Source organism: Rhodohalobacter sp. 8-1, from assembly GCF_038150125.1.
Taxonomy (GTDB): domain Bacteria; phylum Bacteroidota; class Rhodothermia; order Balneolales; family Balneolaceae; genus SW132.
In genome coordinates this window covers 222,579-245,552 of sequence record NZ_JBBVMF010000003.1, presented here as the reverse complement: position 1 = coordinate 245,552, position 22,974 = coordinate 222,579, and the positions used below count along the sequence as shown (strand labels likewise).

Genomic DNA, 22,974 nt, shown 5'->3' with positions numbered 1-22,974 from the left:
GCACACGAGATCATTCACCATTGCTCCCTAATCCCGTGAGTATCCCGTCCGGAAAAGGAGGTACTTCAGAATTACCTTCTTTTTGATCAACCCTAAATATCAAATAGTTATGGAATCTAAGTTGTGGCCTCTTGGGTGCTGGCCCGAGTTAGTTTACTGAGTTAGCTTCTTAGTGTACTAGTGTACCTGCAAAGTCGGACTTTCCTCCTTTCCATTAACAAGTATCCGGGAGCTATGTCATATTTGAATTAAATAGTGCTGCTACTCAGGCATAATGAGTAAAATAAACTGTTCGAGAAACTCAAACATCCTCGTAAACATCATTTCGAAAGCTACTGGCAGATAGGGCGCTACCAAGTATAGCAGTATAAAACCTACTCCAAGTTTAATCGGCAGTGCAATAAACATGATGTTTGCCTGCGGCATGATACGGGCGAAAATAGCCAGGGACAGATCAACCAGAAACAGTACAATTATAAACGGCGCCGTTATTTGCACGCCTATGACAAACAGGTATGTTGCAATTTCCAGCATAAAGGGGCCGGCAAGCTCAATCTGGGCCTGCTGAAGCGGCACAACCTGGAAGCTCTGAATCAGACCGCTTAGGTAAATTTTATCCCCGCCGATGGACAAAAAGATGAGCACAGCCAGCATATTAAACAGATTACTAACGACGGTGCTTTGCTGCTGGGTCATGGAGTCGACCATACTGGCAAACCCAAGTGCAATCTTTAAACTGATGAGGCGGCCCGCGAGTTCAAGTCCTGCAAACACGATCTTCCCCACCATACCAAGTCCAGCTCCTACAAGCACTTCTATCATGATTGCCGTCGTGATAAAAATTACACCCGACTGCGGATCAATTCCAACATTCTGAGCCGGAATCACCGGGTACAAAAGAATGCTTGTGAGGAGGGCAAAAAAGATTTTGACCTGTACCGGAAATGCAGCCGAACTGAAATATGGAGCAGTAAGGAAAAGGCTGCTCACTCTCACAAAAATCAGAAATGAAGCAAGTATATAGTCAACTGAAAGAATTTCCATTCATTATACCCCGCTCATTATACCGGTTTGAATATTTTGTGTTTTCAGTTTATTGATGAATATTGGTTTGAAAAGTTTTCCTTTCACCAAAAGATGTCCGTGGTGAATAAATGGGGATTTAAGGGGATGTTTACTCAGCACGGTTAAAAATCTATTAAACAACTCTCTCCCAGATAGAGGAGAATCAATTAGTTGGCAATTTGTGGTATAAATTCAAAGATCCGCTGTGTAAAATCGATGGCAAACTGAAGCATAAATCCGAATGTGAAAAAGAGAATCACTACCACAACAATCATTTTTGGAATGTAGCTTAGCGTCATTTCCTGGATGGACGTGGCCGCCTGGAATATGGCAACACTCAGTCCAATGATCAGTGCACCTATCATTACCGGGGCCGACAGTACTACAACGGCCGTCAGCATTTCCTGTAGCCAGTAAATTCCTGTATCAATATTCATGTTAAATCATCTATTCTATAGGATTGACTGCAAGTTGGAGCAGATTCCCATTATTAATTAAAACTTCTTACAAGCGACTGCACCAGCAGGTACCAGCCATCGGTAAGTACAAATACAAGGATCTTAAATGGCAGCGACACCAGAACCGGCGGCAGGAAGATAATACCCATTGCCAGGAGAATAGAAGCCACCACAAGGTCGATCACCATAAATGGCAGGTAGATCATAAATCCAATCTGGAACGCGATCCGCAGCTCACTCATCACATACGATGGAACTACTACATATAGCGGCAGATCAGCAATACTATTTACTGTTTCTATCTCTACCATATCCATGAAAAAGAGCAGGTCTTTATCGCGCGTTTGCGCCACCATAAACTCTTTGAGCGGAATAGCCGCTTGAACGAGAGCTTCCGCCTGTGTCATCTCTTCGTTGACATAGGGCTGAATGGCCTGCTCATTTATTTCGTCAAAGGTCGGCATCATAATAAATATCGTTAGGAAAATGGCGAGCCCGACCAATACCTGGTTTGGCGGAGATTGTTGTGTACCAAGCCCCATCCGAAGGAAAAAGAACACAACAATGATCCGAGTAAAACTTGTCATCATCGTAACAAACGCCGGCCCGAAGGACAGCACCGTAATAAGAATAAGCGCTTGGATAGCCATCGAAAAATCTTCGGCCTCGCCACCTATCGACAGATCAATCTGAGGCAGCGCCTGCGCAAACACCGGCATAGTAAAAGTCATTGATGAGCCATAGGATGCCATGGGAACTGAAAGCAGAATGAGACCTAAAAGAAACACTATTTTTGAGACAAAAGACCCGGTCATTCGCGGAATACTCACTTCTTTTCCCCCTTAAACATCTTATAAAAACTTGACTCGATGGGTTCACCGTGCTCAATTTTCCCTTTCCAGTCTTCTTTTGCATAGCGATGTAGCAGGCTTACGGAACCTTCGGTGACACTCATGACCCATATTTCATCATTAATTTCTATAACCTTTAGCTGTGCACCCTGCCCTAGCATTTGTCCGCCCACCTCATTGAACATGTTGCTTCTTTGCTGAGGCGAATTCCCTTTCGATCGCGTCCAAATCCAGACAAGGCCAAGCAGCGTAATAAGAATCAGGAACGTGGTAAGAGCGTTGAAAAAAATATCCGGCGACTCTTCTTCAGACTCTCTCGGCTGAACCTGGACACTGTCTTGTGAGATAGCAGATCGCAGGCTGTCGGCTCTCATGCGGTCTTCAGGAGTTGACGGGCCGCCCGAACCGGTGAAGTCCATTTGTGACACCATCACCAACCAGAGTACCAGCATCACAGCTGCAAAGCCCAGGACAAATTTTAGTATTTGTTTTGGATCGGTCGAACCGCTTGACAGGTATTTTTTGAAATCCATTACTGAAGTTTTGCGATTCGCTGACGCGTTGTCACCAGGTTGGCAATCCGCACACCGAAATGTTCGTCGATTACTACAACTTCACCCTGGGCTATGCACTGGCCATTGACAAGAATATCTACCGGCTCACCAGCGAGTTTCTCGAGTTCAATCACAGATCCTTTTGCAAGCTGAAGCACTTTTCCAAGCGGCAGTTCGATGCGGCCGAGTTCAACAGACACATCCATCTCCACATCCTTAAGGAGATCCATGCTCCTGCTGTTGCCATTTAGTGCATCGTTGCCGTTCGACGGCTCGTCGAAGTCTTCAAACTCAACATGCCGGCCGGAGATAATATCCTCCATCTGCCCAAGCTCCTCCATCTCTTCCGCTTCAACAGATGAAAAATCCTCCTCAGGCTGCTCAGTTGCTGTAATCACGTTACTCGTGGAAGATGACTTTTTTGTATCTGCTTCGTCGTTTCCTTCTTCTGCGGTTTCCGGTTCAGCTTCTTCTTTTTCGATAACTGCTTCGGGGTTACCCACGAACAATGCAGCTCGCACATTTTCATCAGCAACACCTTCAATTTCCATCCTGGCATAAAAGTACTCCGTATGCGACAGCTGTTTTTCAACCTGCGCACTGGTCAATACCTGAACATCTTCGAGGTCCACAATCATCTCATTGTCTTCCATCCGCTTTGCAATGGTCTCCGACAATTCAGAGGAAAATTTCTTCAGTAGATCTCGGGTAATCTCGTTGTTTTTCTTCTCTTCAACGCCAAGCATAATACTGGAGAGAAGGCCAAACCACTCCTCCTCAAGTACGATAATACATTCGGAATTGTGTGCTTTATCCCTCGTGTAAAGAAAGATATCCGATTTGGCCCCTTTGCTGAGAACCGCCTCCAGTTCAACGCTTTCATCTGATACAATGTCCATTTTTGTATCTTCGAGAAGCACTGATGTCAAAAATTTCTCAACATCCGGTAAATATTTCTGAAGCTCTTCTTTCCAGTTTTCCATAGTTACAGTAGTTCTTGTTCGTTAATTTCTTCGATGATTTCAAATATCTTAATTGCCTTTCTGCCCTGCACAATACCGGGAAAGGCCTTCATTTTTTCCACTTTATTTACACGTACTGCAAGCGGCTTGTCTGTTCGCTGATTGAGTGGGATTGTATCCCCTTCCTTTAATTCCAGTATATCACTTACCGAAAGTCTTGTGGTACCCAGCAGGGGCTGAATCCGCACAGATGCGTTGAGAAGGGTTCTTTTGTAGGAATCGAGCGCATCCGGAGATAACTTTTCTGTTTTAGCTTGATTCCCTTTTTTCAGAACCGATTCATTCATCGCTTCTTTCAAAAGGCTGTATGGGTAAGAGATCTGGATTTCAACTTTGTGAACACCAAGATCTATCTCAAACTTGGCAACAATGGTAGGGTCAACCGACATGAGGTGGATGTTCTCCGGTTTGCTCTCATAGGTTGCGGAATCGATGCTAAAGTCCATGTATGGCTCCCATGCAACAATAATCTCTTTGTTGACGGCCTTCATGATCCGGGAAATAATCTTCTCTTCAATTGTAGTAAGCGTTCGCCGCTCATTCAGGTTGTCGCCTCGTCCGCCGCTCTGCCTCTCGATCATATGAATACAAAATTCAGGAGGGATTACGGCGATCACATCACCTCCGAGCTGTTTCACAGACAGAAGGTATATAACGCTTGGACTGGCAATATTCTGGATAAAGTCACTTGTGGAGATCTGATCGATCTTGTTCATATGAACATCCACTTTCTGGCGAAGCGCACTGCTGAATACCCGGCTTAAATTCCGGGCAAGCACATCGTGAAGAGTGCGCAGAGTGCGCATAATCTCTTTACTGAACAGCTTGGGCTGCTTGAAATCGTAGGGTTCTACATATTTACGCTTCCCAGATTTGCGCTGGGGGGACACTGAGTTCATAAGGGTTGTGCCGTTCGGTTGTTAACATCATTGCATTACATATTTGGTGTAATACAAATTGCGTACCGAACGCTTACCGATGGCTTTATTTGTTACTCCGGCAAGTTCACTCCTCAGTTTTTCTCTCTCTGATAGCTGACTCAACTGCCCTACTGTGCGTGATGACAGCACTTCCAGCATATTATGCTTAATACGTTGAATATTCTGATCAATAAGTTCAATATGGGCTGCATCATGCAGTTCAAGGCTTATTTCTACAACAAGAAACCGCTGCCCGTTCGAGCCCGAGGGGTTCACGATAAGCTCTTCCATAAGATAAGTGCCTTCCTCTGGTGCTGTGAGGTCGTCGACCACTTTGAACACACTGCCGTAATTTTTGTCGACAATCTGATATGCAAGGATTACCTGGGATGCCAATACCAATAAAATCAGGAAATATTTTCCAAAGGGTAGAAATTTTGATCCCCCTGCCTTTTTAGTTTTCTTTTTCTTCTTTTCAGATTTTTTTTCTGCCATGATAGCAACCAATCGTTAGTTATTTTCTTTCCCCGCCAGCACGTCGCCCGAACTTTCTGCGCCGCTTACTGCCGGCGTCTCAAATTCATCCTGGCTCATCAACCCTTTATATTTTACGTAAATTTCAACCCGCCGATTCCGGCGTTTCCCCTCAAGGGTTGTATTCTCAGCAATCGGACGATACTCACCAAAACTACTGGCCTTATAACGTTCGGGTTCCAGCCCGCTTCTGTCCTGTATATACTTCAATACCGATACACCTCGTGCCGCTCCCAAGTGCCAGTTCGATCGATAATATGAGCTGCTGGCAACCGGGTCGGCATCGGTATGGCCCTGAACTTCCGTTTCAACAATTTCATCCGTAAAAACCCCGGCGATTTCATCGAGAACACGTTCAGCATTCGGAAGCAAATCTGACGACCCGCTGTTGAAGGTCAGTGAATCGCTTAATGTAATCTTCACACCCTCAGCAACCTGTTCAATATCAACCTGGCTGCTCAAATTCTGTCGCTGAAGAAAATCTTCAACAACCGACCACTGTTCTACAATTTCTTTGCGGTATTCATCTTTATCCTGGCTCTTCTGCTTTACAACCGAGTTATTTTTGATAACCCCCACCGAACTCTGAAAATACGAGATAAAGTTATCGAACTGTGACTGGTCGATCCCCGGCGTCATTGTGTAAAGCACAACAAAAAACACCAGAAGCAGTGTCACCATGTCGCTGTAGGTAACTAACCAGCTTCCAGAATTGCCTTTAGATCGTCCCATTCTTTATTTTGTTGTTCTATCCAGAGTTTGTAGAATTTTTCGTCTCGCTCTTTGCTGATCCGAGCTCCTTCGTGATACTTTATATATTCTGCACGGCTTTTTGGATCTATATGAATCAGCATTTTCTTTTCCATAATTCGCGGGTTTTCACCCTCAACTATCGACAGTATACCCGTGCGAAACATCTGTTTCCTGTTAAGATCCAGCTCACTCAGATAGCCCAGTTTACCCGCCAGCGGCCCCATCACCATATTGGCTACAATAGCACCATAAAGCGTGGTTAGGAGCGCAACTGACAACCCGGCCCCAAGGGCTTCCGGGTCAGAAATATTCTGAAGCATTAAAATCATCCCGATAACCGTACCAATCATACCAAAAGCGGGGGCAGACTCAGCCATGGAATACATTACATTAATAGACGTGTCTACTTCTCGTTCACGGCTTTTAATCTCATCACGTAAGATGCTGTCGAGACTTTCCATTTTGAATCCATCCACTGCAAGCTGAAGTCCTGTTTTCAGGTATTGGTCCTCAATGTGCTGAATGTCGCTGTCCAGCACCAGGATTCCATCTGTTCGCACTCGCCGCGCAAACATACTCAGCAGTTCCATATCGGTTCTCAGATCAACCTCTTTGGCCCCCATCATGCTTAAAATAGCCGTAAAACTGGTTTTGATATCCTCAAAACTATAGTTCACCATTGTGGCCGATATAATTCCCCCGCCAATAATCAACGCAGAGGAGAAGCTTATAAAAATAAGCAAGCTTCCCTGGGTTACGATCGCGAGAACCACGAGCACCACGCCCAAGATAAAACCGATAATTGTTGATCTGTCTAACATATAGATCTTATCGGTACCGCAATTGGAAACTTAATTTTAAATCGTACTGCTTTAACACATATTTTTCTATCTCTGAACGTCGAAATAATTGCCTGTCAAACAGTTGCTTGTATATTTACAAACTGTTCGGATCACAATTATTTGATAAGTAGCGGATCAAAACCTAAACCTGAATTTCCCCGGATCATCGCCGATCGGAACGCCCATAAAATAAAAAACGCTTCGCCCGACCTGCCATATTCAGCACTGCCGGAACGAAACGTTTTTTTAACCTAACCGCTAACTAATATTTAAAACGACCTGATTATCTCTTCAGGTTTACAGCTTCCATCAGCATTTCATCTGATGTACTGATCACCCTTGCATTTGACTGGTACGCCCGCTGCGAGGTGATCATATTGGTGAACTCTTTTGCAAGATCCACGTTCGACCCTTCAAGAGACCCCGAGTTGATATTTGCGTTGGCAAAGTTGTCTGCCGTATTTATAAATGTTTCACCGGCAGCTGATGTGGGACGGAAAAGTCCGTTTCCTACCATTTCCATACCGTTCCGGTTCTGTACCTGCGCAAGAGCCAGCTGGGCCAGAACCATATTGTTTCCATTGTCGTAAATTCCCTGCACGCGGCCATCGCCATCAATGCTGATGTCGACCAACTCACCCTGGGTATATCCGTCCTGGTTAATTACTTTTGCCGTGTTGGCTCCGGCATACTGCGTAAACCGTGTGCCTTGTGCTGAATCGCCAAGCTCAAGCTCGAAGCTTGTTGCGTTTGCGCCATTACCGGGCTCAAAGGTCATTTCCAGCATATTATCTGAAGACAACTGGCCCAGTTCATCAAACTCCACAGTTCCGGTTGCACCGTTGGTAATCTCCTCACCATCCACAAAACTGGCTTCGTATGTCCACTCGTTTGTATCTGACTGGGTGAACTCAAGCGTCATAGAATGCGCGCGCCCCAGATTATCATATACGGTGGTGCTCATCGTCCGGGTGTTGGTTTCCCCTTCCTGTGTAACCTGGAAGCTTGGGAAATTGACGTTACCCGTTCCGCTTATGGACACATCATTAATTTGAAGATCACTGTCTCCAAGATTTGATGACCGGAGAACCATCAGTCCATCAACAAGAGTCAGCTGGCCTTCATCGCCGCCGCCATTAAGCTGTGTGTTAAAAGAGTTGATCATATTCTCCATTGTATCACCGGCCGCATACGTGTAATCGAGCGTGGTGGTGGTTCCATCGTTTAGAGTCACATCAAATGAAATGGTATCACCATTGGCAAGATCATCAAGCGTCTGTGTCAGATCATTAATCTCAGTATTCAGGTTTGCAGAGCCGCCACCGTCAACGGTAAGGCCATTCTGTCCCTGGGATACTTGTGCTTTACTTGTAGTGGCATTCAGGTTACCGGCCAGTTTAATATTTTCTGTCTGTTTAGGCGGGAGAGCATTTTCAAAATCGATGCGAATGTCTTCCGTTGCACCGCCTCCAAGCACATTACCGTTACTGTCGGCATTATAGCCCTGAACGGTACGGCCACCCTGGTCAACCAGCAGTCCATCTTTATTAAATACAAAGTTACCGGCCCGTGTCATCAGATTTTGGTTTCCATCGCCCACCATAAAATAACCGTCTCCTTCAATCGCCAGATCTGTTTCCCGGCCGGTGGTCTGCATTGCTCCCTGGCTGAAATCCCTGTCGATAGACGACACACGAACGCCGAGACCTACTTCATTGCTCAGCTGAGGACTGTTTCCCCCGCCTGCTCCCGATCGGCCGAGGCGCTGGTTCATCATTTCAGAAAATGAAACTCTTGATGATTTAAAGCCGGCAGTTTCAACGTTAGCAATGTTGTTACCAATAACGTCCATTTTTGTCTGGAACGCTTTCAGGCCGCTTACGCCGGAATTTAGTGATCTGATTAAAGACATAGTGTACTCCTTGTTTGGTTAACGGCGGCAGGCATAATCGCTGCTGGTTTTACCGCAATGGCAAGCCGCTTTTGTTGATTGTTTATATTCGTTGGTTAATTAAAGCCCAAGTTCTATTAATAGTTTATTTAAAAGTTCAGAACATAAGTCTTCCGCCGGCTGGCGGAGAGATTTAGAGGGGTGTCCATCGGATTTTAACAGAATCTGATAAACATCCCCCTATTTCCCCCTTTTGTAAGGGGGACTCCTTCTTTTATGATTTAATAATCGAACTCAGGTAAAAACTGTTTTATTCTTTTTTGCCGGGACCCACTTCCTCCACGTCACCGATCGCTACCTGTACATTGTTCAGCGACAGGAAGACCCCATTGCCTGAATAGCGTACTTTATCCACATTCCCTTCTATATAGACGAGGGAATCCACTTTCGTGCCGTCGCTTGTGGCCCGGACTTCAACAGTATAATTCCCGTCCGCCATGCGGTCGCCATTTCCGTTCTTACCGTCCCACACCCAGGTATTATCACCTGATGCAATGCCCTCTACGGTTTCACGCCGGACTTCGGTGCCATTCTCACTTCGGATAACAAACTCCACCTCGGTGGCTGAATTATTCAGCTTATACTGCACATTTGTGCTTTCGCCTGATGCCAGGTGAATTTCATTGCTGAGTGCTTTTACGTGCTTACCGGTAAGTGAGGCGGCCATTGAGTTAGTCATACTGGCACTCATCAGCTGCTGGCTGTTTTTAAGATCGCTGAGACCGCCATTGACTGAAATAAGCTGTTCTACAGAGTTAAACTGAGCCAGCTGCGAGGCAAACTGGGCGCCGTCCATCGGGTTGATGGGGTCCTGGTTCCGCATCTGTGCAACTAAAAGCTGCAGAAATTCCTGCTGCCCCAGTTCGCTTTTTTTGCTGCCGCCCTGCGCATTCGCAAAGCCGGTAAGTGAATTTATACTACTTACATCCATAGTTGTCCTGTTGGTTTAAACTGTCCATTCCATTTGATTGTACCCGAATTTCCGAACTGCTTTGGGCACCACTTCGTCTACCGTCTGTTCTTTCGTCTTCTTTAGTGAACCGAGATCAAGCGGGCCGTTATCGCTGCCTGATTGTTGTCCCGAAGAGCCGCCGAAGAAATCAGCTGCACTGCCGCCGGCCCCACCGTCCATCTGGAGATTGATCTTTAATTCAAGTTCATTTTCAAGCAGGTCCCGGATCTCATTTTCATGCTCCATCAGAAGCTTGTTGAGCTCTGAATACGACGAGCTGAGTTTCAGCTGAAGAACGCCTTCTATCTCGCGTGCCGACACCTGGATATTTTTTCCGTCTTCAAGTACAAAATTGTGTTTTTGCCATACGTCGGAGCCTTTTTTACCATCTCCGGCTGCACTCATAATTGCCTGGCTGATCCCCTTTGCAAATGATCGCCGAACTGAAATATTTGTAACCGGAACATCACCGAGTCGCGCAAATGCGGCGGCCGCCTGGTTTTCAGCCGACGACTTTTCATTAGATTCAAAATATTCGGTGATCTGCTCCTTCCATAAAACCGCGCCGTTTTCATCAAACAACTCACTCGATACGGATGCACCGGTTGGAACCATCGCCGACACCGGCATCATATTAGCTTTACTGCCGGCCGCGGCAGCTGCAGACGCTCCTGAACCTGAACTTAATGCGGAACCGCTGTTAGAAATCTCTTGCCGGTTCGCGAACGACGACATGTAGTTCGAATATCTTGTTTCTCGCAGCTGGCTGGCTTTCAAACTCCTGATCTCCGCTGCTACCTGTTCAATTGAGCCGTTTTGTAATGCGGAGAATATCTCCTGGATGAGTGCCCCTTCCTCTGATGCAGCTGGGTCGTGTAACTGTTCCGCAGGCACATGCCGCTCCTGCTGCCCGGCTCTAAGCTGTTCTCCCTTCGCTGCTGCAAGCGCCCGTAATTCATTAACAAGACCTTCAGACTTTACCGGTTCCGGACGAACGGTACCGGAACCATCTCCACGGGCACGTTCATCTGTCATTCCTTTACCTTCCGCTGCTGACTCTCCGTTAATCAAAGATCCAATACCCGGTTGTTTGCCTTTTTCAGCAGATTCTTGCCCGGCAATTAAGCCATTCAACGGGTTCGGCTCTTTAGCATCACCGGCTGTTGTTTGCTGATTTACATCCTTTGAACCGGTTGAAACGGCATCACTCGCAAGTGCCGCAGCTTGCTGCTGCGCAGCTGCCTGACCAGAAACTGCAGCTTGTTCGCCTGTCGCACCGGAACTACTGCCGGCTACTTTTTCCGTTTCCTGGCTTTCAGGGTTGGAAGCAGCTGAGCTGCCTTCTACATTACTTTGAGCCTCAGATGCAGATTGCTGAACCAAATCACCGGCCAATTCTGTAGCTTCACTATCTGGTTTATCCTCTCCGCTTTCAGATGTATCCACAGGAATATCTCCCTGGCCGTTGGATTCCGCCGAACTCTCATCACTATTTGTCGCTTGGTCTTCATTCACATTGTCGCCTGACGCTTTCTCATCAGTTGATTCGACCGTTGCGTCTGCACCCTCGAGAAGTTTCGACAGCGTTATTTTTTCTTCCTTACTTCCTTCGCCTGATCCGGCCAGCAGATGAAGCGCAGATTGATCGCCTTCATCCTCTTTTGATGTGTTCAGCGTCAGATTTCCGCCTAATATATTAGCGGCTCCCGACTGTCCTTTTTTACCGGCTTGATCTCCAGCCTGCATGGAACTCATCAACAGTTTAAATAAACCACCCTGCTGCTTTCCAGATTCACGCTTGGTTTCCTCGCCACCCTGACCCGACACCACATTGTTTTTCCCCGTAATGGGAGATTGTATCTGGTTATTTATCATAACATAATCTCCTGCATTAGTTTGGTCGCACGTTCAGGCGACAGTGAGCGAAGCAGTTTTTCACGCTGTATGTTACCTGAGCTGCTGTAAATTTTCACGAGCTCATGCTGCGTCATCTGATTCGCAATGGGCGTAAGATCTTCTTCATCGAGATTAAGCAAACTTTTCACGCGCTCAGCAAATTCTTCCTTCGGCACGTCAGACGCAGCTAAAATGTCCACATTTTCTGCGCCACGTTTTACTTTATCGAGCTGGCTCTCTTCCGCACCGGATGCTCTCAGTGCATTTTCAAGATTGTTTAAACTGTTCTTAATTGAATCAAGTTGCTGGGTCAGTGAGTCATTCACTGCGAATAGAGAATCAATTTTCATCATCTCAGGGCCTCCAACCTGGCTAAAGACTGAATCGGAAGCCGCTTCATTTTCACCAGCAGGTATTGCATCAGGTCTATAAGTTGCAGACAAATCCGGATCGCTGCTCCTTTCCAAATCATCGGGCGGCATCTGTTGCTCGCGCTCTGCCTGTATCTGCTCATACTTTTCTTCATTGATATAAGGGTAGAGAAAGAATGTGGCAACCGTAATCACGGCAAATGACCCAATCAGAATTCCCGCAATTTTAATGAGTGCTGACTTATTCATAACTACCGGCTAAACGATTGTGTGGCTATTTCGTCCATCGTCTTCTGTTCATCACGCTGTAGCTTTCTGGAAAATCCGCTCTGTTCTGATTCTTTCAATTTCTCGAGTATATGCCTGTTTTTGTGTGCTGCTGCAAGATTCTCCCTTACTCTGGTGACCAACTTTTCAGCTTCTGCTGCTTCGCTGTTAAGCTTCTGGATCAGTTCATGAGCCTGGAGAATATGGCGCCCATGACGCTGAATTTTCTGAATATTCTGAGCTTCCCCTATGTTGTCGTTATTGAGATAGCTTTTTAATTTCGAGTGAACATCATCTTTCACGTCATCAATTTCCTTCTTCTTCATCAGCTCTTCAGCGAGCTTCTGCTTTTGGATTTTTTCCTCATGCTTTCGCACTTTCAAAACAGATTCCAGTGAAAATTTAAAAGCCATTGTGCCTGTGATTAATCAACAATTTTTTTCAGTTCACTCCAGAGGTCTGCTCTGAAGTCCGCTTCGTTCATATCCTGTATCAAAAATGATTCCAACTTTGGATGTTTTCTGATCGCTTCATCAATTTTTGGGTTTGATCCCTTTACATACGCTCCAATATTCACCAGGTCTTCCGCCTCGCGATAGGTAGCCAGGAGTTCCCGGGCTTTCATAGATATAGCCCGCTGTTCATTGGTTACAATATTTGGCATCACTCTCGAAATACTTTCAAGAATATCAATTGCCGGATAGTGGTTTTTATGCGCCAAACGCCTTGAAAGCACAATATGGCCATCCAAAATAGACCGCACCGCATCAGCAATCGGCTCGTTCATATCGTCGTTATCTACCAGTACCGTATAAATTCCTGTGATGCTGCCTTTACCCGTTTTGCCGGCCCGTTCGAGGAGCTTGGGTAGAATCGCAAACACGCTCGGCGTATATCCTTTTGTAGTTGGCGGCTCGCCCGATGCCAGTCCAATTTCCCGCTGCGCCATGGCAACCCGGGTAACAGAATCCATCATCAAAAGGACATTTTTTCCCTGATCGCGGAAATATTCCGCAATGGCTGTAGCAGTAAACGCCCCTTTAATTCGGCTCATCGCGGCCATATCAGACGTCACCGCCACAACAACCGACCGTTTCATTCCTTCCTCTCCGAGGGTGTCTTCAATAAACTCCTGTACTTCACGGCCCCGCTCTCCAATCAGCGCGATGACATTTACATCGGCTTCCGAGTGTTTGGCGATCATGCCAAGCGTCACACTTTTCCCCACCCCTGAGCCGGCAAAGAGTCCCACGCGCTGGCCCGATCCAATTGTATTTAGTGCGTCGAGTGCGCGAATACCGGTCAACATCACCTCTTCAATTCGGTTTCGTTCGAGCGGCGCCGGCGGGCTGTTTTGGACTGCTTGGTGTCCGCTGGCCTGAATGGGGCCGAAGTTATCAATCGGGCATGCATTTGCATCCACCACGCGGCCCAGCATCTCTTCGCCAACCGGTACGGTTAACGCCTGGCCAAAACTTTCCACCAGGCAGCCCGACTTCATTCCTTCAACCCTGTCGTAAGGCATCAGCAGCGTTCGCTCTTCCTGCAGGCCTACCACTTCAGCTTCTACTATTTTTCCTGTGATAGTGTGAATACCAAATATTTCGCCCACGCACGCCTCCAGACCGGTACATTCTATAATAGTCCCGATAACGGTTGAGACTTTTCCGTATCGCTTGGAGCGCGGACGGTGCGATTTAAGGTGACTGCGGATGTGGCTAAAATGCTTCGATATGTGAGCCGACCCTACGCTTTCCATGAAGGGAGATTCAGAGATTCTTTGAGATCCTGAAGCAGGGTTTTAAATTGATGAACAACGCTTTCCCGGCTGGTCTCAAGTTTAAATTCACCCGGATTCAGGGTTTTATCAATCCGAATATTAATTGTCGTCCGCGGGGCATTATCTTCTTTGATGGCAGTCACAAAATCCTCATCAGATTTTGATACCCATAGTACAGGCCGGGTTGAGTCATCGATACGCCGGATGATCGGCTCCAGCTCACTCTTCATTTTTTCGCGGATGGCAGGATTTTCAACCGGGATTTCCAGGATCGATTCTGCCAGCTCAAACGCGAGGTCTAACACGCCGGGATCGAGCATTTTCTGCTGTTCCTGCCAATCGGCATGGGCTTGATTGAGCTGTTCAGAAAGCCGTGCCGCTTTTTGATCCAGCAGCACTTCAGCTTCTTTAAAACCGCGGTCATGACCTTCCTCAACGCCGGCATCAAATGCTTCCTGCCGGGCTTCACGAAGCTTTGCTTCCCACTGCTCGTTGTTTTCCCGAAGGATTTCATCAACATCAATTTCGGGGACGTCCTCCTCAGGTTCAGAAACGGCCGCCGGGGCTTCATCAAACAGCATTCGGTAGCTGAGCGTATCCTGTGATTTTCTATCCCAGGTAATTTTGCCGTCGTTTATGATTTTACCGCTGTTCATGAGACCTATCCGCTATTCAACAATTTCTTCTTCTTCCATCTTACGGGTTGAAATCTGCCCGTCGTCTTCCAGCTCTTTAATTTTCTTGATGATTCGGCTCTGGGCGTCTTTCACATCCTTAAGCGGCACAGGACCAAGGGCTTCCATGTCCTCTTTGAGCATATCGGCCGCCCTGTTCGACATGTTTCCGAGGAATTTCTGAGCCAGTTGCTCTTCCACACCTTTGAGACCCATAACCATATCGGCTTTCTCCATCTCGTTGATGATAAGCTGAACGGTTCTGTCGTCGAAGTGAATGATGTCTTCGAACAAGAACATTTGTTCTTTAATATCGTCGGCCATTTTGCCGTCACGTGCCTGGATTGAATCAAGAACGTGGCGCTCGACCGTAATTTCAGCCTCGTTAAGAATTTGAGCCACAGTGGCGGTTCCGCTTTTCACACGATCACCGAGGGCATCCATTCCACCCATCTGCTCTTTGATGACCTCTTCAATTTCCTCGATCACTTCCGATGAAATTTTGTCCATGGAAGCAAGCCTGTACATAATTTCTCCCTGCATTTCCGGTTCGAGATGAACAAGAATTTCAGCAGCCTTATCCATATGAAGCTGGGAAAATATCAGAGCGGCAACCTGCGGATGTTCATTCTGGATAAAGTTTGCTATCTGAACAATTTTCGTTTCCTGGAACTCATCAAATACCGACGTACCGGACTGTGCCTTGAGTTTCCTGAGCATTTTCTCGGAATTCTCTCCGCCGCCCATTTCCGCCAGCAGATCATTGGCGTAATCAAACCCGCCCTCAAGAATGTATTGCTTGGCTTCCATCATCTTATAAAACTCCTTCAGAACGGAGTCTACAACCTCTGTCTTCACATTTCGCATTTTTGCGATCTCGAGCATAATCTTCTCGACTTCGGAATTTTTCAGAGATCTCATCATTTCTGATGCCGTCTGCTTACCGACCGTAATTATAAATACGGCCGCTTTCTGAGTTCCGGTCAACTTTGATGCGTCACCTATTAAGTCTTTATTTTTTGTTTTTACAGCCATATCGTTGATTAATCATCCTCCAGGGTCATCATCGCTCGAATTACGTGTGCAGCTTCAGCGGGCTTCAGCTCCACAAAATCTTTAATCTCTTCCATCACATACGCTTTCTGCTCAAGCTGCTTACGTGACTTATCTGTCAGTTTTTTGTCAATAAAATCTTCTGCTTCTTCGTCGCTCATTCCTTCAAGACTTTGTTTCTCTTCATCAGTAAGCTCCAGCTCATCCATATTTTTCTCCGGCGTAGGAGGCAGGCTCATAGCAACTTCAGGCTCTTCCTGTCCCATTCGCTTCCTGATGTTCATGATGAGCATAACAATGGTAAAGAAGCTGGCAAGAATCAGCACCCAGCGGAAAATCTCGTTCCAGGGTGTCGGCTGTTCATTGTAATAGCCATAAGAATCTACAGATGTCGGGTCGTGGAACTGAATTTGTGTAATCGTCAGCTGGTCCCCCCTATCTTCCGACATGCCGAGTGCTGTTCGGACAACACTGCCAAACTCTTCAATCTCTTCAGGTGCATACGGCTCAGCTACCATTACCTCTTCACCCTCTTCGTTGGTCTGCAGAATTTGTTTATAGTTTATAAGTACGGAGGCAGACAGTTTCTTAATTTCACCCTGGGTTTTCTCATACACCTCACGGGTTTTATTTACTTCATAATTTCGTGTTTGCGAGCTTGTTTCATTATCTCGCCGCGATACCACAACCGACTCGCCTCGCTGATCGATAGGTGTAAACTCGTCTACCGGAACCTGCTGCAGATTCTCTTCATTATTGGTTTCACTTCGCCGGTCTTCCGAAATCAACAAGCGGCTCTCAGGGTCGATGAAATCTGACTCGCGAACTAAGCGGTCGAAATCGTGCTCTGCCGACACCCGCAAAATACTGTTACCGTTGCCAAGCACGCGATCGAGCATGGTTTGGCCACGTTCGGTAAGATACGATTCCGTGGTTTTTCTAAGCTGCATTTGCAGGTTGCCGCTCGCAAAATCCCCTGTTCCATCCGACGGGGCAGATAGTCTGTTTCCGGCCTGATCAAGAATAGTAATAGATTCGGTGTTCAGGCCTTCCACGCTTCCGGCAATGAGTGCACTTATACCGTTCACCTGGTCTTTTTCAAGCCGTTTTCCCTGTTGGAGCGTAATTATAACCGATGCTGATGCCTCAACAGCCGACCGCTCGAATGGCGACCGTTCCGGAAGCACAAGGTGAACTCTGGAATAGTCGACCTGGTCGAAGCTGTTAATCGACCGTGAAAGCTCTCCTTCCAGCGCTCGTTTCTTATTCACCTGCTGCATAAAATCAGTCATTCCCAGCGAGTTGGCATCAAACAGCTCGTAGCCCTGAACCTCTGAATTTGTAGAACTGACAGATGCCAGTTTCATTCGCAGCTGATGCACATCTGAACTGGGTACCATAATAGAGCTTCCCTCACCCTCAATTCTATATTCTACACCCTGCTCCTCAAGTTGTGTGATAACTTCCTGCGCAGCTTCTGGCCGAAGCGATCCGAAAAGCAGGGAATAATCAGGCTTGAGAGCCCAGTAGAATACGAGGCCCATAACGATAACAACCGCCGTCACCATCCCTACAAATAGGGTGCGCTGTGCGTTGTTCAGAGGGCCGAAAAATTGTTGAAAACTGTCGGTTAGGTTGCTCATTTAATGGCGCTCTTATATTTGCATACGGCTTATTTCATTGTAGGTCTCAATCGCTTTGTTTCGCACTTCAACCATCATCTGAAAGCTGAGCTGCGCACGCTGCATTGAGATCATCACGTCGTGGACGTTTTCCGTTTCACCGGCAATGAAACTCTGAATATTTTGTTCAGATTCCTTCATTGTCTGGTCCACGCTGCCAACTGCTTTTGTAAGCATATCAGCAAATGATTCACCGGAGGGAGATGAGCCCTTTAATGAGCGTTCAGGAGAAATGTTTGTTTCCTGAATCGGACGTAAGCCATTTAGTTCAATTGGATCCATGAGATTATTCCGTTTCTGCTATAATTGATTCTTACACTCTGGTGTCAACATTCATGCCACGATCACCAAAGTGGTGCTCGCTAACGCCACCCTTCAGGTCGTACAGCTGAACAGGCTTTGAAGCGGTAAAATTTTTCTTAATCATGGACGATTCTTCCACCGACAGTTTAGGAGGCGCAGTTGCTGCTCCTGTTTTCCGCAGTCCGTTGGTCTGAATTCCCAGGTGTTGTTGTTGATGGATGATGGGGTTTGTAATCATCGGTCTTAAATTTCAAATGAACGTTTAATGATTTGTTTTTCCGCTTCCACGGCGCTTAAGTTTGCTTCATACAAACGGTTGGCACTCACAAGCTGCGTCATTTCATGCACCAGGTCTACATCAGGATATTGTACCATCCCGTTTTCATCCGCATCAGGATGAGTGGGATCAAATTCATACCTGTAATTTTCCTGTTCCGTAACTTCAAATTCCGGGCCTATTCCGCCGGCATTGTTCTGTACTGAAGATTGCATCGGCGACGGAGACGAAAAGTGTTTGTCGTTTGATGTTTTCAGCGTAGAGATGCTGTCTACCAAAAGGTTTTTAAACTTATCCTGGTGCACGGCTTTAGTTTGCACCGTTTGGGGCCGATACATATCATCAGAACCTTTAGGTGCAGATACACCGGCATTGGCAATATTTCTTGAAGCAGCGGCAATTTTTTCACGCTGAACAGCAAGACCGCGGCCTGCGGTTTGAAATGTTGAAAATACTCTGTCAGGTAGCATATTATAGTGGGGTTAGTCGTTATCGGTTAATACCGGTAATTCCGTTCTTCATCATCTCAAAATGATGTCGAAGCGATCGTGTGACAAGCTGAACACGGGCCTGCGTGTCGGCCATCTCAAGCAGTTCGTCCTCCAGTTCAATTTTCTGATCTGTTTCCACGATGCTTGGTGTCACTTCTTTCATTCCCCGGGCACCCTCGCTGTTTTTAACGCGCTGAAGCTCCTCTTCAAAATCAACCCGGTGCTTGTTAAAGCCCGGAGTATCGGCGTTTGCGATATTACCCGCCGTCACTCTCTGCCTTAGCGTATAGCTGTCCATCGCACGGGCTAAAAACTGACTGTGGTTACTGTCGACAAATTTCATAATGAATATATTGTAGTCTGTAATCTGGTTTGAGTCGGTCCGCGAGGCACTGCCCGGCGGAATGAAACAAGGAACAATTCCTTTTCAGTACTGTATACTGTATTCGTTCAATTGTATAATCTGCAAATGGCGTGCCAGTTGCTTTTTCATCTACAAATACGGAGCTGAGCTTGATTACATTTATCCCCTCATCCCTCTTCCGATACCTGACAGCAGAATTGACCGTCTGGCAGGCAAATTTTTCCATCATTAAATTTTCACTTAAGAGTAAAAAGCGCCGGCTGATAAACTCACCATGCCCCATCGCTCTCTTGAATAATCATTCAAAAGAGTTTTACCGTTTGTATTAAACCTTTAGATTAGATTGGCATGTTAATGGAGTTGAAACTAAGCACGATGGACAACCGCAAAATGAAAGATCATACAGCAAAAGGCCTCAGATCGTTGATATCTGAGTCCGACAATCCTGTATTTCTGTTAGAGACAGACCAGGACCTGATCTTTGAGGCAAACAGTGCTTCTATTGCTGCGTGTGGTCCCTACAATCCCATCGGGGAATCAATTAACAATGTGGTTCACATTGAACTCCCCGGCGGTCTTGTCTTCTTTGATAACCGCTGGCTGGAACCTAAGCGGGAACTTATTAGCCTGAATAAAAAAACATTTACGAAATTGGTATTACAACACCCTGCTTCTATACCGGATGAGAATACATTGTTTACGATTCGCAACATGATTGCGGTTCTGCTTCACCGCCTGCGGTCACCTATGACCGGGATGCAGGGATATCTTGAACTGGTCGGAAGTGTATCCGACGAAACAGATCAGCGCAAACTTTCCAAAGTAAGCGAAGGCCTCGACTACCTGTTTGAAATCATGGATGAACTGGAACTTCTTCATCACGCGGACGCATTCATTGAGGACGAGCCGGATTCCGAACTATCAAACGCGGAATCTGTCATTCGCGAAATCCTTTACACGTTCGACCCGGAAATTCGAAACAGAATTTCGGTAAGAAACAATAGTCAGAATAACTTTCAGTTTAACTCTGCCGAACTCAAGCAAATCCTGACACTGCTGATTGATAATGCAACAGAGCATTCATCAGGTGCCGGTCACCCCATTAAAATAGAGATCGAATCCGAGAATCGAATCAATATAACCAATTGGGGATCTCCGATTCCCGACGAGATTGCATCAACTCTTTACTACCCGTTTGTCACCACCAAAGCGAATAACCTCGGTATCGGGCTGAGTCTTGCCCAGATCATCGCCAGCCGAAGAAGGGGTATCATCTTATTGACTGAAAACAGTGAGGAAAACGGCATTTGCTTCTCTCTCTTCTGCTCTCCTGAAAGCTTGGATTGAACTACATAGGTAGGTAGGGTCAGAGCTCATGAAATAATAACTTGAATTCCATATTTTTTGTTTCTATCGGAAAGTTTGTGGGTACATGTTATAATCCTATTTTGGTCTGATTAAGCCAGGTGGTCAATAAGGAGATTATTCCAGCCATTTTATAGCACAAAACCTGTTGCTTTTGCAGATTCTCTGCCTTGGGCATCCTATTGACGGGGCACAAAACGGTAAAACACCGTTTTATTCCCCAAAGGGACTGGCAGATTGACAATGATTCGGCTGGGGTGTCGGGCGGCGTGACGACAAGGCGATATTGAAAACGACGAATGTACCCACGCCGCTCACTTGCTAACAAATGAGCACTCATCCTGCCTGCCCCTTGGAAAGATCGAGCCATTGAAGTTGATGGCGAAGAGAAGAATCTGCAAAAGCAATGGCCTATAATTTTGGAAAAATTTGAACATGTTCTGAGCGATTATTCACATATTTTGCCATCAACCCACAAACTTTCCGGTAGTACCTATTTTTTTAAAAAAAGTATGAGCTTTTTGGTGGGTACTCCTTCGGCGGAGGCAATAAGGGATGGTCAGTTTCGCTTTAGAATCAATCGATGATCAATTTATGACTCAGATACCCATCCCTCAGCTCTGGGATAAAAACCCATCGCAATATCTGACCGGAATCCCCGGCGCCCGATTTAATTCTCACTGCGAGATACTAACCATAAGCATCTCTTTTTGATCATTTCAATACCTGGCACCCCTTACCGACCCGGTCATTGAATAAACTGTTATTTCAATACTATTGAATACAGCGTCAAATTATCTTCAAGAATATCAAATAGTTGTTTATCTATTTTTAAAATCATCCGATAAATAAACTATTAATATCAAAGAGTTAACCTTCTCCGGATTGATGGAATAAAAAATGTTCTTACTCACTTTTCCCGGCTGAGCAGACCCCATAACACTCATTTTATGCAGACTGCAACTACTGACCAGAATAATAAGATTAAAGATTTCAGCTCTCCGACTCCCATCAACCGGGAAAGCCGGTTTGAGTACAATGAGCTCTTTTTCTCCATAACAGATCAAAAATCTACGATTACCTATGCGAATGATGTATTCGTAAGGATCAGTAAGTATAATGCAGACAATATTGTGGGGCAGCTCCACAAGCTTATCCGCCACCCCGATATGCCCCGGTCTGTTTTTTATGAGTTTTGGGATCATCTCAAGAAGGATAAGCCGGTGGCGGCTTATGTAAAAAACATGTCCAAAGACGGATCTTATTATTGGGTCATGGCTCTGGCCTTTCCATGTGATGGGGGCTACTTATCTGTACGCCTAAAGCCAGGCAGTGATCTTTTTAATAAGATTAAGGATATTTATAAAACAGTTTTAGACCACGAGCGAAAACAGGAGTCCATCTCTGATAAAAAAACCGCTATGCGTTCCTCACATGCACTATTTGTGACGGAACTGAAAAATATCGGTTTCTCCAGCTACGACGAGTTTATGTGGAATGCCCTCCAAAGCGAGATGGAAAACCGGGAATCTATTTTAGAATCAACCGGCGACGCTAACAAACGTACTGGAGAATACATCCCCGACGAACTTTTGGAGGTCGAAAAAATACTTCGCGAACTGGTGCTTGCCCTTGGACAGCTTCGCCAGATTCACACCTCGCTCGTGGGCCATTCCGATTATATTCTAAAGCTTTCACGATCGGTATTGCTTCTGTCCAAGAATGCCCAGATTAGTTCTGCCAAGCTCGATCAACAGGATCGTTCGCTCTCCGTGGTAGCTGAAAAAATGGGTGACCAGTCCATGGACGGCGAAACACATCTAATTGAGATGCAGAAGAATATTTTTGGATTGAGTGAACTCATCGGAAAACTTAATTTCAATATTATCTCTTCAAAGCTGCAGGCTGAAATGACAAAGCATTTTCTTGAGGAAATAAACGGTCCTGACACAGAAACCTCCGATCAGCTGATTACCCAGAGCAAAGCATTGGGCCTTCTTTATGATGCCTTCATCCCAAAAATTGATTCTATTTCTTCAAATCTCGGTAAACTTCCCGAGGCACTGAAACATCTTCTCACCGGCGTTCGCGAAATCGAGCGGTTCCTGCTTGTCCTTCGGTTTATTCATATTAAAGGCAAAGTGGAAATTGCCCGAATGAATGACGAGTCCAACTCATTCTCCAATACGTTCCAAGAATTGATTGATGAGGTAAATTCTGCGGAACAGCGCCTCGAAAAGCTCGGTGATATTATCCGAACTCACGAAAAAACAGGCACGCTGTATGCCGGATACAAAGGTAAGCTGACCGAACTTGGTGCCAGACTGAAAAATTACAGGAAAGAGCACTCCGAAGAAGATCTCAATCAGACACTGCTTGTCGGCGAGGAAGCTGCTTAGTGCTGGATCAGCTAATAACCTGTCCGCCGAAGATGACGTGACAGCGGTACACCTACTGGATCTGACAGCGTTAATATTGACGCTGACAGAAACCCGAAAAAGCGCCGGGAATTCTCAAGCTTTATTCGACAAATGAAAATTGAAATGACG

At 46.0% G+C, this 22,974-nt stretch carries 24 protein-coding genes; 2 read left to right on the top strand and 22 right to left on the bottom strand.

All coding sequences use genetic code 11. The features are described 5' to 3' along the window. Positions 1-261: 261 nt before the first annotated feature. The 22 genes from fliR to AABW11_RS04080 all read right to left on the bottom strand — a co-directional run bounded on the left by fliR (position 262) and on the right by AABW11_RS04080 (position 19,039). Positions 262-1,044, bottom strand: coding sequence for a flagellar biosynthetic protein FliR (gene fliR, locus AABW11_RS04185; protein WP_340103528.1), 783 nt, complete (start codon positions 1,042-1,044; stop codon positions 262-264). A 188-nt stretch (positions 1,045-1,232) separates the two neighbouring features. Beyond that, complete coding sequence (gene fliQ / locus AABW11_RS04180; RefSeq protein ID WP_340103527.1) at positions 1,233-1,502, bottom strand: flagellar biosynthesis protein FliQ; 270 nt, start codon at positions 1,500-1,502, stop codon at positions 1,233-1,235. A 53-nt stretch (positions 1,503-1,555) separates the two neighbouring features. Then, on the bottom strand, positions 1,556-2,338 hold the full coding sequence (fliP, locus tag AABW11_RS04175; protein WP_445263739.1) for a flagellar type III secretion system pore protein FliP: 783 nt from the start codon (positions 2,336-2,338) through the stop codon (positions 1,556-1,558). A gap of 11 nt (positions 2,339-2,349) precedes the next feature. Then, positions 2,350-2,907 (bottom strand): flagellar biosynthetic protein FliO, encoded by a 558-nt coding sequence (locus AABW11_RS04170; RefSeq protein ID WP_340103525.1) that lies wholly within the window; start codon positions 2,905-2,907, stop codon positions 2,350-2,352. Continuing rightward, positions 2,907-3,911: a flagellar motor switch protein FliN gene (gene fliN / locus AABW11_RS04165; protein ID WP_340103524.1), complete on the bottom strand. Its 1,005-nt coding sequence runs from the start codon at positions 3,909-3,911 to the stop codon at positions 2,907-2,909. The genes AABW11_RS04170 and fliN overlap by 1 nt, the downstream gene beginning before the upstream one ends. 2 nt (positions 3,912-3,913) lie before the next feature. Continuing rightward, positions 3,914-4,849, bottom strand: coding sequence for a flagellar motor switch protein FliM (locus AABW11_RS04160; protein WP_340103523.1), 936 nt, complete (start codon positions 4,847-4,849; stop codon positions 3,914-3,916). Between the two features lie 27 nt (positions 4,850-4,876). After that, positions 4,877-5,365: a flagellar basal body-associated FliL family protein gene (locus tag AABW11_RS04155; RefSeq protein WP_340103522.1), complete on the bottom strand. Its 489-nt coding sequence runs from the start codon at positions 5,363-5,365 to the stop codon at positions 4,877-4,879. Between the two features lie 15 nt (positions 5,366-5,380). Continuing rightward, positions 5,381-6,136 carry an OmpA/MotB family protein gene (locus AABW11_RS04150; RefSeq protein ID WP_340103521.1) on the bottom strand — a complete coding sequence of 252 codons (756 nt, stop codon included), beginning with the start codon at positions 6,134-6,136 and terminating at the stop codon, positions 5,381-5,383. Continuing rightward, entirely contained in the window at positions 6,100-6,978 is an 879-nt protein-coding gene (locus AABW11_RS04145) for a motility protein A (RefSeq protein ID WP_340103520.1), read from the bottom strand. The genes AABW11_RS04150 and AABW11_RS04145 overlap by 37 nt, the downstream gene beginning before the upstream one ends. A 304-nt stretch (positions 6,979-7,282) precedes the next feature. Next, entirely contained in the window at positions 7,283-8,911 is a 1,629-nt protein-coding gene (gene flgF / locus AABW11_RS04140; RefSeq protein ID WP_340103519.1) for a flagellar basal-body rod protein FlgF, read from the bottom strand. Positions 8,912-9,200: 289 nt separating this feature from the next. Further along, positions 9,201-9,881 (bottom strand): flagellar hook assembly protein FlgD, encoded by a 681-nt coding sequence (locus tag AABW11_RS04135; RefSeq protein ID WP_340103518.1) that lies wholly within the window; start codon positions 9,879-9,881, stop codon positions 9,201-9,203. 15 nt (positions 9,882-9,896) lie between these two features. After that, a complete protein-coding gene (locus AABW11_RS04130; RefSeq protein WP_340103517.1) occupies positions 9,897-11,777 on the bottom strand; it encodes a hypothetical protein in 1,881 nt (626 codons plus the stop codon). Then, a complete protein-coding gene (locus AABW11_RS04125; protein ID WP_340103516.1) occupies positions 11,774-12,418 on the bottom strand; it encodes a hypothetical protein in 645 nt (214 codons plus the stop codon). The genes AABW11_RS04130 and AABW11_RS04125 overlap by 4 nt, the downstream gene beginning before the upstream one ends. Positions 12,419-12,420: 2 nt before the next feature. Beyond that, complete coding sequence (gene fliJ / locus AABW11_RS04120) at positions 12,421-12,849, bottom strand: flagellar export protein FliJ (RefSeq protein ID WP_340103515.1); 429 nt, start codon at positions 12,847-12,849, stop codon at positions 12,421-12,423. Positions 12,850-12,860: 11 nt separating this feature from the next. Continuing rightward, a complete protein-coding gene (locus tag AABW11_RS04115; RefSeq protein WP_340103514.1) occupies positions 12,861-14,195 on the bottom strand; it encodes a FliI/YscN family ATPase in 1,335 nt (444 codons plus the stop codon). Then, positions 14,183-14,872 (bottom strand): FliH/SctL family protein, encoded by a 690-nt coding sequence (locus AABW11_RS04110; protein WP_340103513.1) that lies wholly within the window; start codon positions 14,870-14,872, stop codon positions 14,183-14,185. Before AABW11_RS04110 ends, AABW11_RS04115 begins: the two co-directional genes overlap by 13 nt. A 12-nt stretch (positions 14,873-14,884) precedes the next feature. Beyond that, on the bottom strand, positions 14,885-15,925 hold the full coding sequence (gene fliG / locus AABW11_RS04105; protein ID WP_340103512.1) for a flagellar motor switch protein FliG: 1,041 nt from the start codon (positions 15,923-15,925) through the stop codon (positions 14,885-14,887). A gap of 8 nt (positions 15,926-15,933) precedes the next feature. Continuing rightward, positions 15,934-17,586 (bottom strand): flagellar basal-body MS-ring/collar protein FliF, encoded by a 1,653-nt coding sequence (gene fliF / locus AABW11_RS04100; RefSeq protein WP_340103511.1) that lies wholly within the window; start codon positions 17,584-17,586, stop codon positions 15,934-15,936. Positions 17,587-17,598: 12 nt separating this feature from the next. After that, positions 17,599-17,907 (bottom strand): flagellar hook-basal body complex protein FliE, encoded by a 309-nt coding sequence (fliE, locus tag AABW11_RS04095; RefSeq protein ID WP_340103510.1) that lies wholly within the window; start codon positions 17,905-17,907, stop codon positions 17,599-17,601. Between the two features lie 31 nt (positions 17,908-17,938). Further along, positions 17,939-18,166, bottom strand: a complete 228-nt coding sequence (locus AABW11_RS04090) for a hypothetical protein (RefSeq protein WP_340103509.1) — start codon at positions 18,164-18,166, stop codon at positions 17,939-17,941. A gap of 5 nt (positions 18,167-18,171) precedes the next feature. Then, entirely contained in the window at positions 18,172-18,675 is a 504-nt protein-coding gene (locus tag AABW11_RS04085) for a flagellar basal body rod protein FlgC (protein WP_340103508.1), read from the bottom strand. A gap of 19 nt (positions 18,676-18,694) precedes the next feature. Continuing rightward, positions 18,695-19,039, bottom strand: coding sequence for a flagellar basal body rod protein FlgB (locus AABW11_RS04080; RefSeq protein WP_340103507.1), 345 nt, complete (start codon positions 19,037-19,039; stop codon positions 18,695-18,697). 396 nt (positions 19,040-19,435) lie between these two features. On the opposite strand from AABW11_RS04080, the gene AABW11_RS04075 reads away from it, so the two are divergent. Together AABW11_RS04075 and AABW11_RS04070 are read left to right on the top strand one after the other, a co-directional pair. Continuing rightward, a complete protein-coding gene (locus AABW11_RS04075) occupies positions 19,436-20,407 on the top strand; it encodes a sensor histidine kinase (RefSeq protein ID WP_340103506.1) in 972 nt (323 codons plus the stop codon). Between the two features lie 968 nt (positions 20,408-21,375). Then, complete coding sequence (locus AABW11_RS04070) at positions 21,376-22,824, top strand: PAS domain-containing protein (protein ID WP_340103505.1); 1,449 nt, start codon at positions 21,376-21,378, stop codon at positions 22,822-22,824. Positions 22,825-22,974 lie beyond the last annotated feature (150 nt).

Excerpts from the sequence above, each read along its gene's own strand:
- fliR (WP_340103528.1), bottom strand. The coding sequence starts at position 1,044 with ATGGAAATTCTTTCAGTTGACTATATACTTGCTTCATTTCTGATTTTT.
- fliQ (WP_340103527.1), bottom strand. The coding sequence starts at position 1,502 with ATGAATATTGATACAGGAATTTACTGGCTACAGGAAATGCTGACGGCC.
- fliP (WP_445263739.1), bottom strand. The coding sequence starts at position 2,338 with ATGACCGGGTCTTTTGTCTCAAAAATAGTGTTTCTTTTAGGTCTCATT.
- AABW11_RS04170 (WP_340103525.1), bottom strand. The coding sequence starts at position 2,907 with ATGGATTTCAAAAAATACCTGTCAAGCGGTTCGACCGATCCAAAACAA.
- fliN (WP_340103524.1), bottom strand. The coding sequence starts at position 3,911 with ATGGAAAACTGGAAAGAAGAGCTTCAGAAATATTTACCGGATGTTGAG.
- AABW11_RS04160 (WP_340103523.1), bottom strand. The coding sequence starts at position 4,849 with ATGAACTCAGTGTCCCCCCAGCGCAAATCTGGGAAGCGTAAATATGTA.
- AABW11_RS04155 (WP_340103522.1), bottom strand. The coding sequence starts at position 5,365 with ATGGCAGAAAAAAAATCTGAAAAGAAGAAAAAGAAAACTAAAAAGGCA.
- AABW11_RS04150 (WP_340103521.1), bottom strand. The coding sequence starts at position 6,136 with ATGGGACGATCTAAAGGCAATTCTGGAAGCTGGTTAGTTACCTACAGC.
- AABW11_RS04145 (WP_340103520.1), bottom strand. The coding sequence starts at position 6,978 with ATGTTAGACAGATCAACAATTATCGGTTTTATCTTGGGCGTGGTGCTC.
- flgF (WP_340103519.1), bottom strand. The coding sequence starts at position 8,911 with ATGTCTTTAATCAGATCACTAAATTCCGGCGTAAGCGGCCTGAAAGCG.
- AABW11_RS04135 (WP_340103518.1), bottom strand. The coding sequence starts at position 9,881 with ATGGATGTAAGTAGTATAAATTCACTTACCGGCTTTGCGAATGCGCAG.
- AABW11_RS04130 (WP_340103517.1), bottom strand. The coding sequence starts at position 11,777 with ATGATAAATAACCAGATACAATCTCCCATTACGGGGAAAAACAATGTG.
- AABW11_RS04125 (WP_340103516.1), bottom strand. The coding sequence starts at position 12,418 with ATGAATAAGTCAGCACTCATTAAAATTGCGGGAATTCTGATTGGGTCA.
- fliJ (WP_340103515.1), bottom strand. The coding sequence starts at position 12,849 with ATGGCTTTTAAATTTTCACTGGAATCTGTTTTGAAAGTGCGAAAGCAT.
- AABW11_RS04115 (WP_340103514.1), bottom strand. The coding sequence starts at position 14,195 with ATGGAAAGCGTAGGGTCGGCTCACATATCGAAGCATTTTAGCCACATC.
- AABW11_RS04110 (WP_340103513.1), bottom strand. The coding sequence starts at position 14,872 with ATGAACAGCGGTAAAATCATAAACGACGGCAAAATTACCTGGGATAGA.
- fliG (WP_340103512.1), bottom strand. The coding sequence starts at position 15,925 with ATGGCTGTAAAAACAAAAAATAAAGACTTAATAGGTGACGCATCAAAG.
- fliF (WP_340103511.1), bottom strand. The coding sequence starts at position 17,586 with ATGAGCAACCTAACCGACAGTTTTCAACAATTTTTCGGCCCTCTGAAC.
- fliE (WP_340103510.1), bottom strand. The coding sequence starts at position 17,907 with ATGGATCCAATTGAACTAAATGGCTTACGTCCGATTCAGGAAACAAAC.
- AABW11_RS04090 (WP_340103509.1), bottom strand. The coding sequence starts at position 18,166 with ATGATTACAAACCCCATCATCCATCAACAACAACACCTGGGAATTCAG.
- AABW11_RS04085 (WP_340103508.1), bottom strand. The coding sequence starts at position 18,675 with ATGCTACCTGACAGAGTATTTTCAACATTTCAAACCGCAGGCCGCGGT.
- AABW11_RS04080 (WP_340103507.1), bottom strand. The coding sequence starts at position 19,039 with ATGAAATTTGTCGACAGTAACCACAGTCAGTTTTTAGCCCGTGCGATG.
- AABW11_RS04075 (WP_340103506.1), top strand. The coding sequence starts at position 19,436 with ATGGACAACCGCAAAATGAAAGATCATACAGCAAAAGGCCTCAGATCG.
- AABW11_RS04070 (WP_340103505.1), top strand. The coding sequence starts at position 21,376 with ATGCAGACTGCAACTACTGACCAGAATAATAAGATTAAAGATTTCAGC.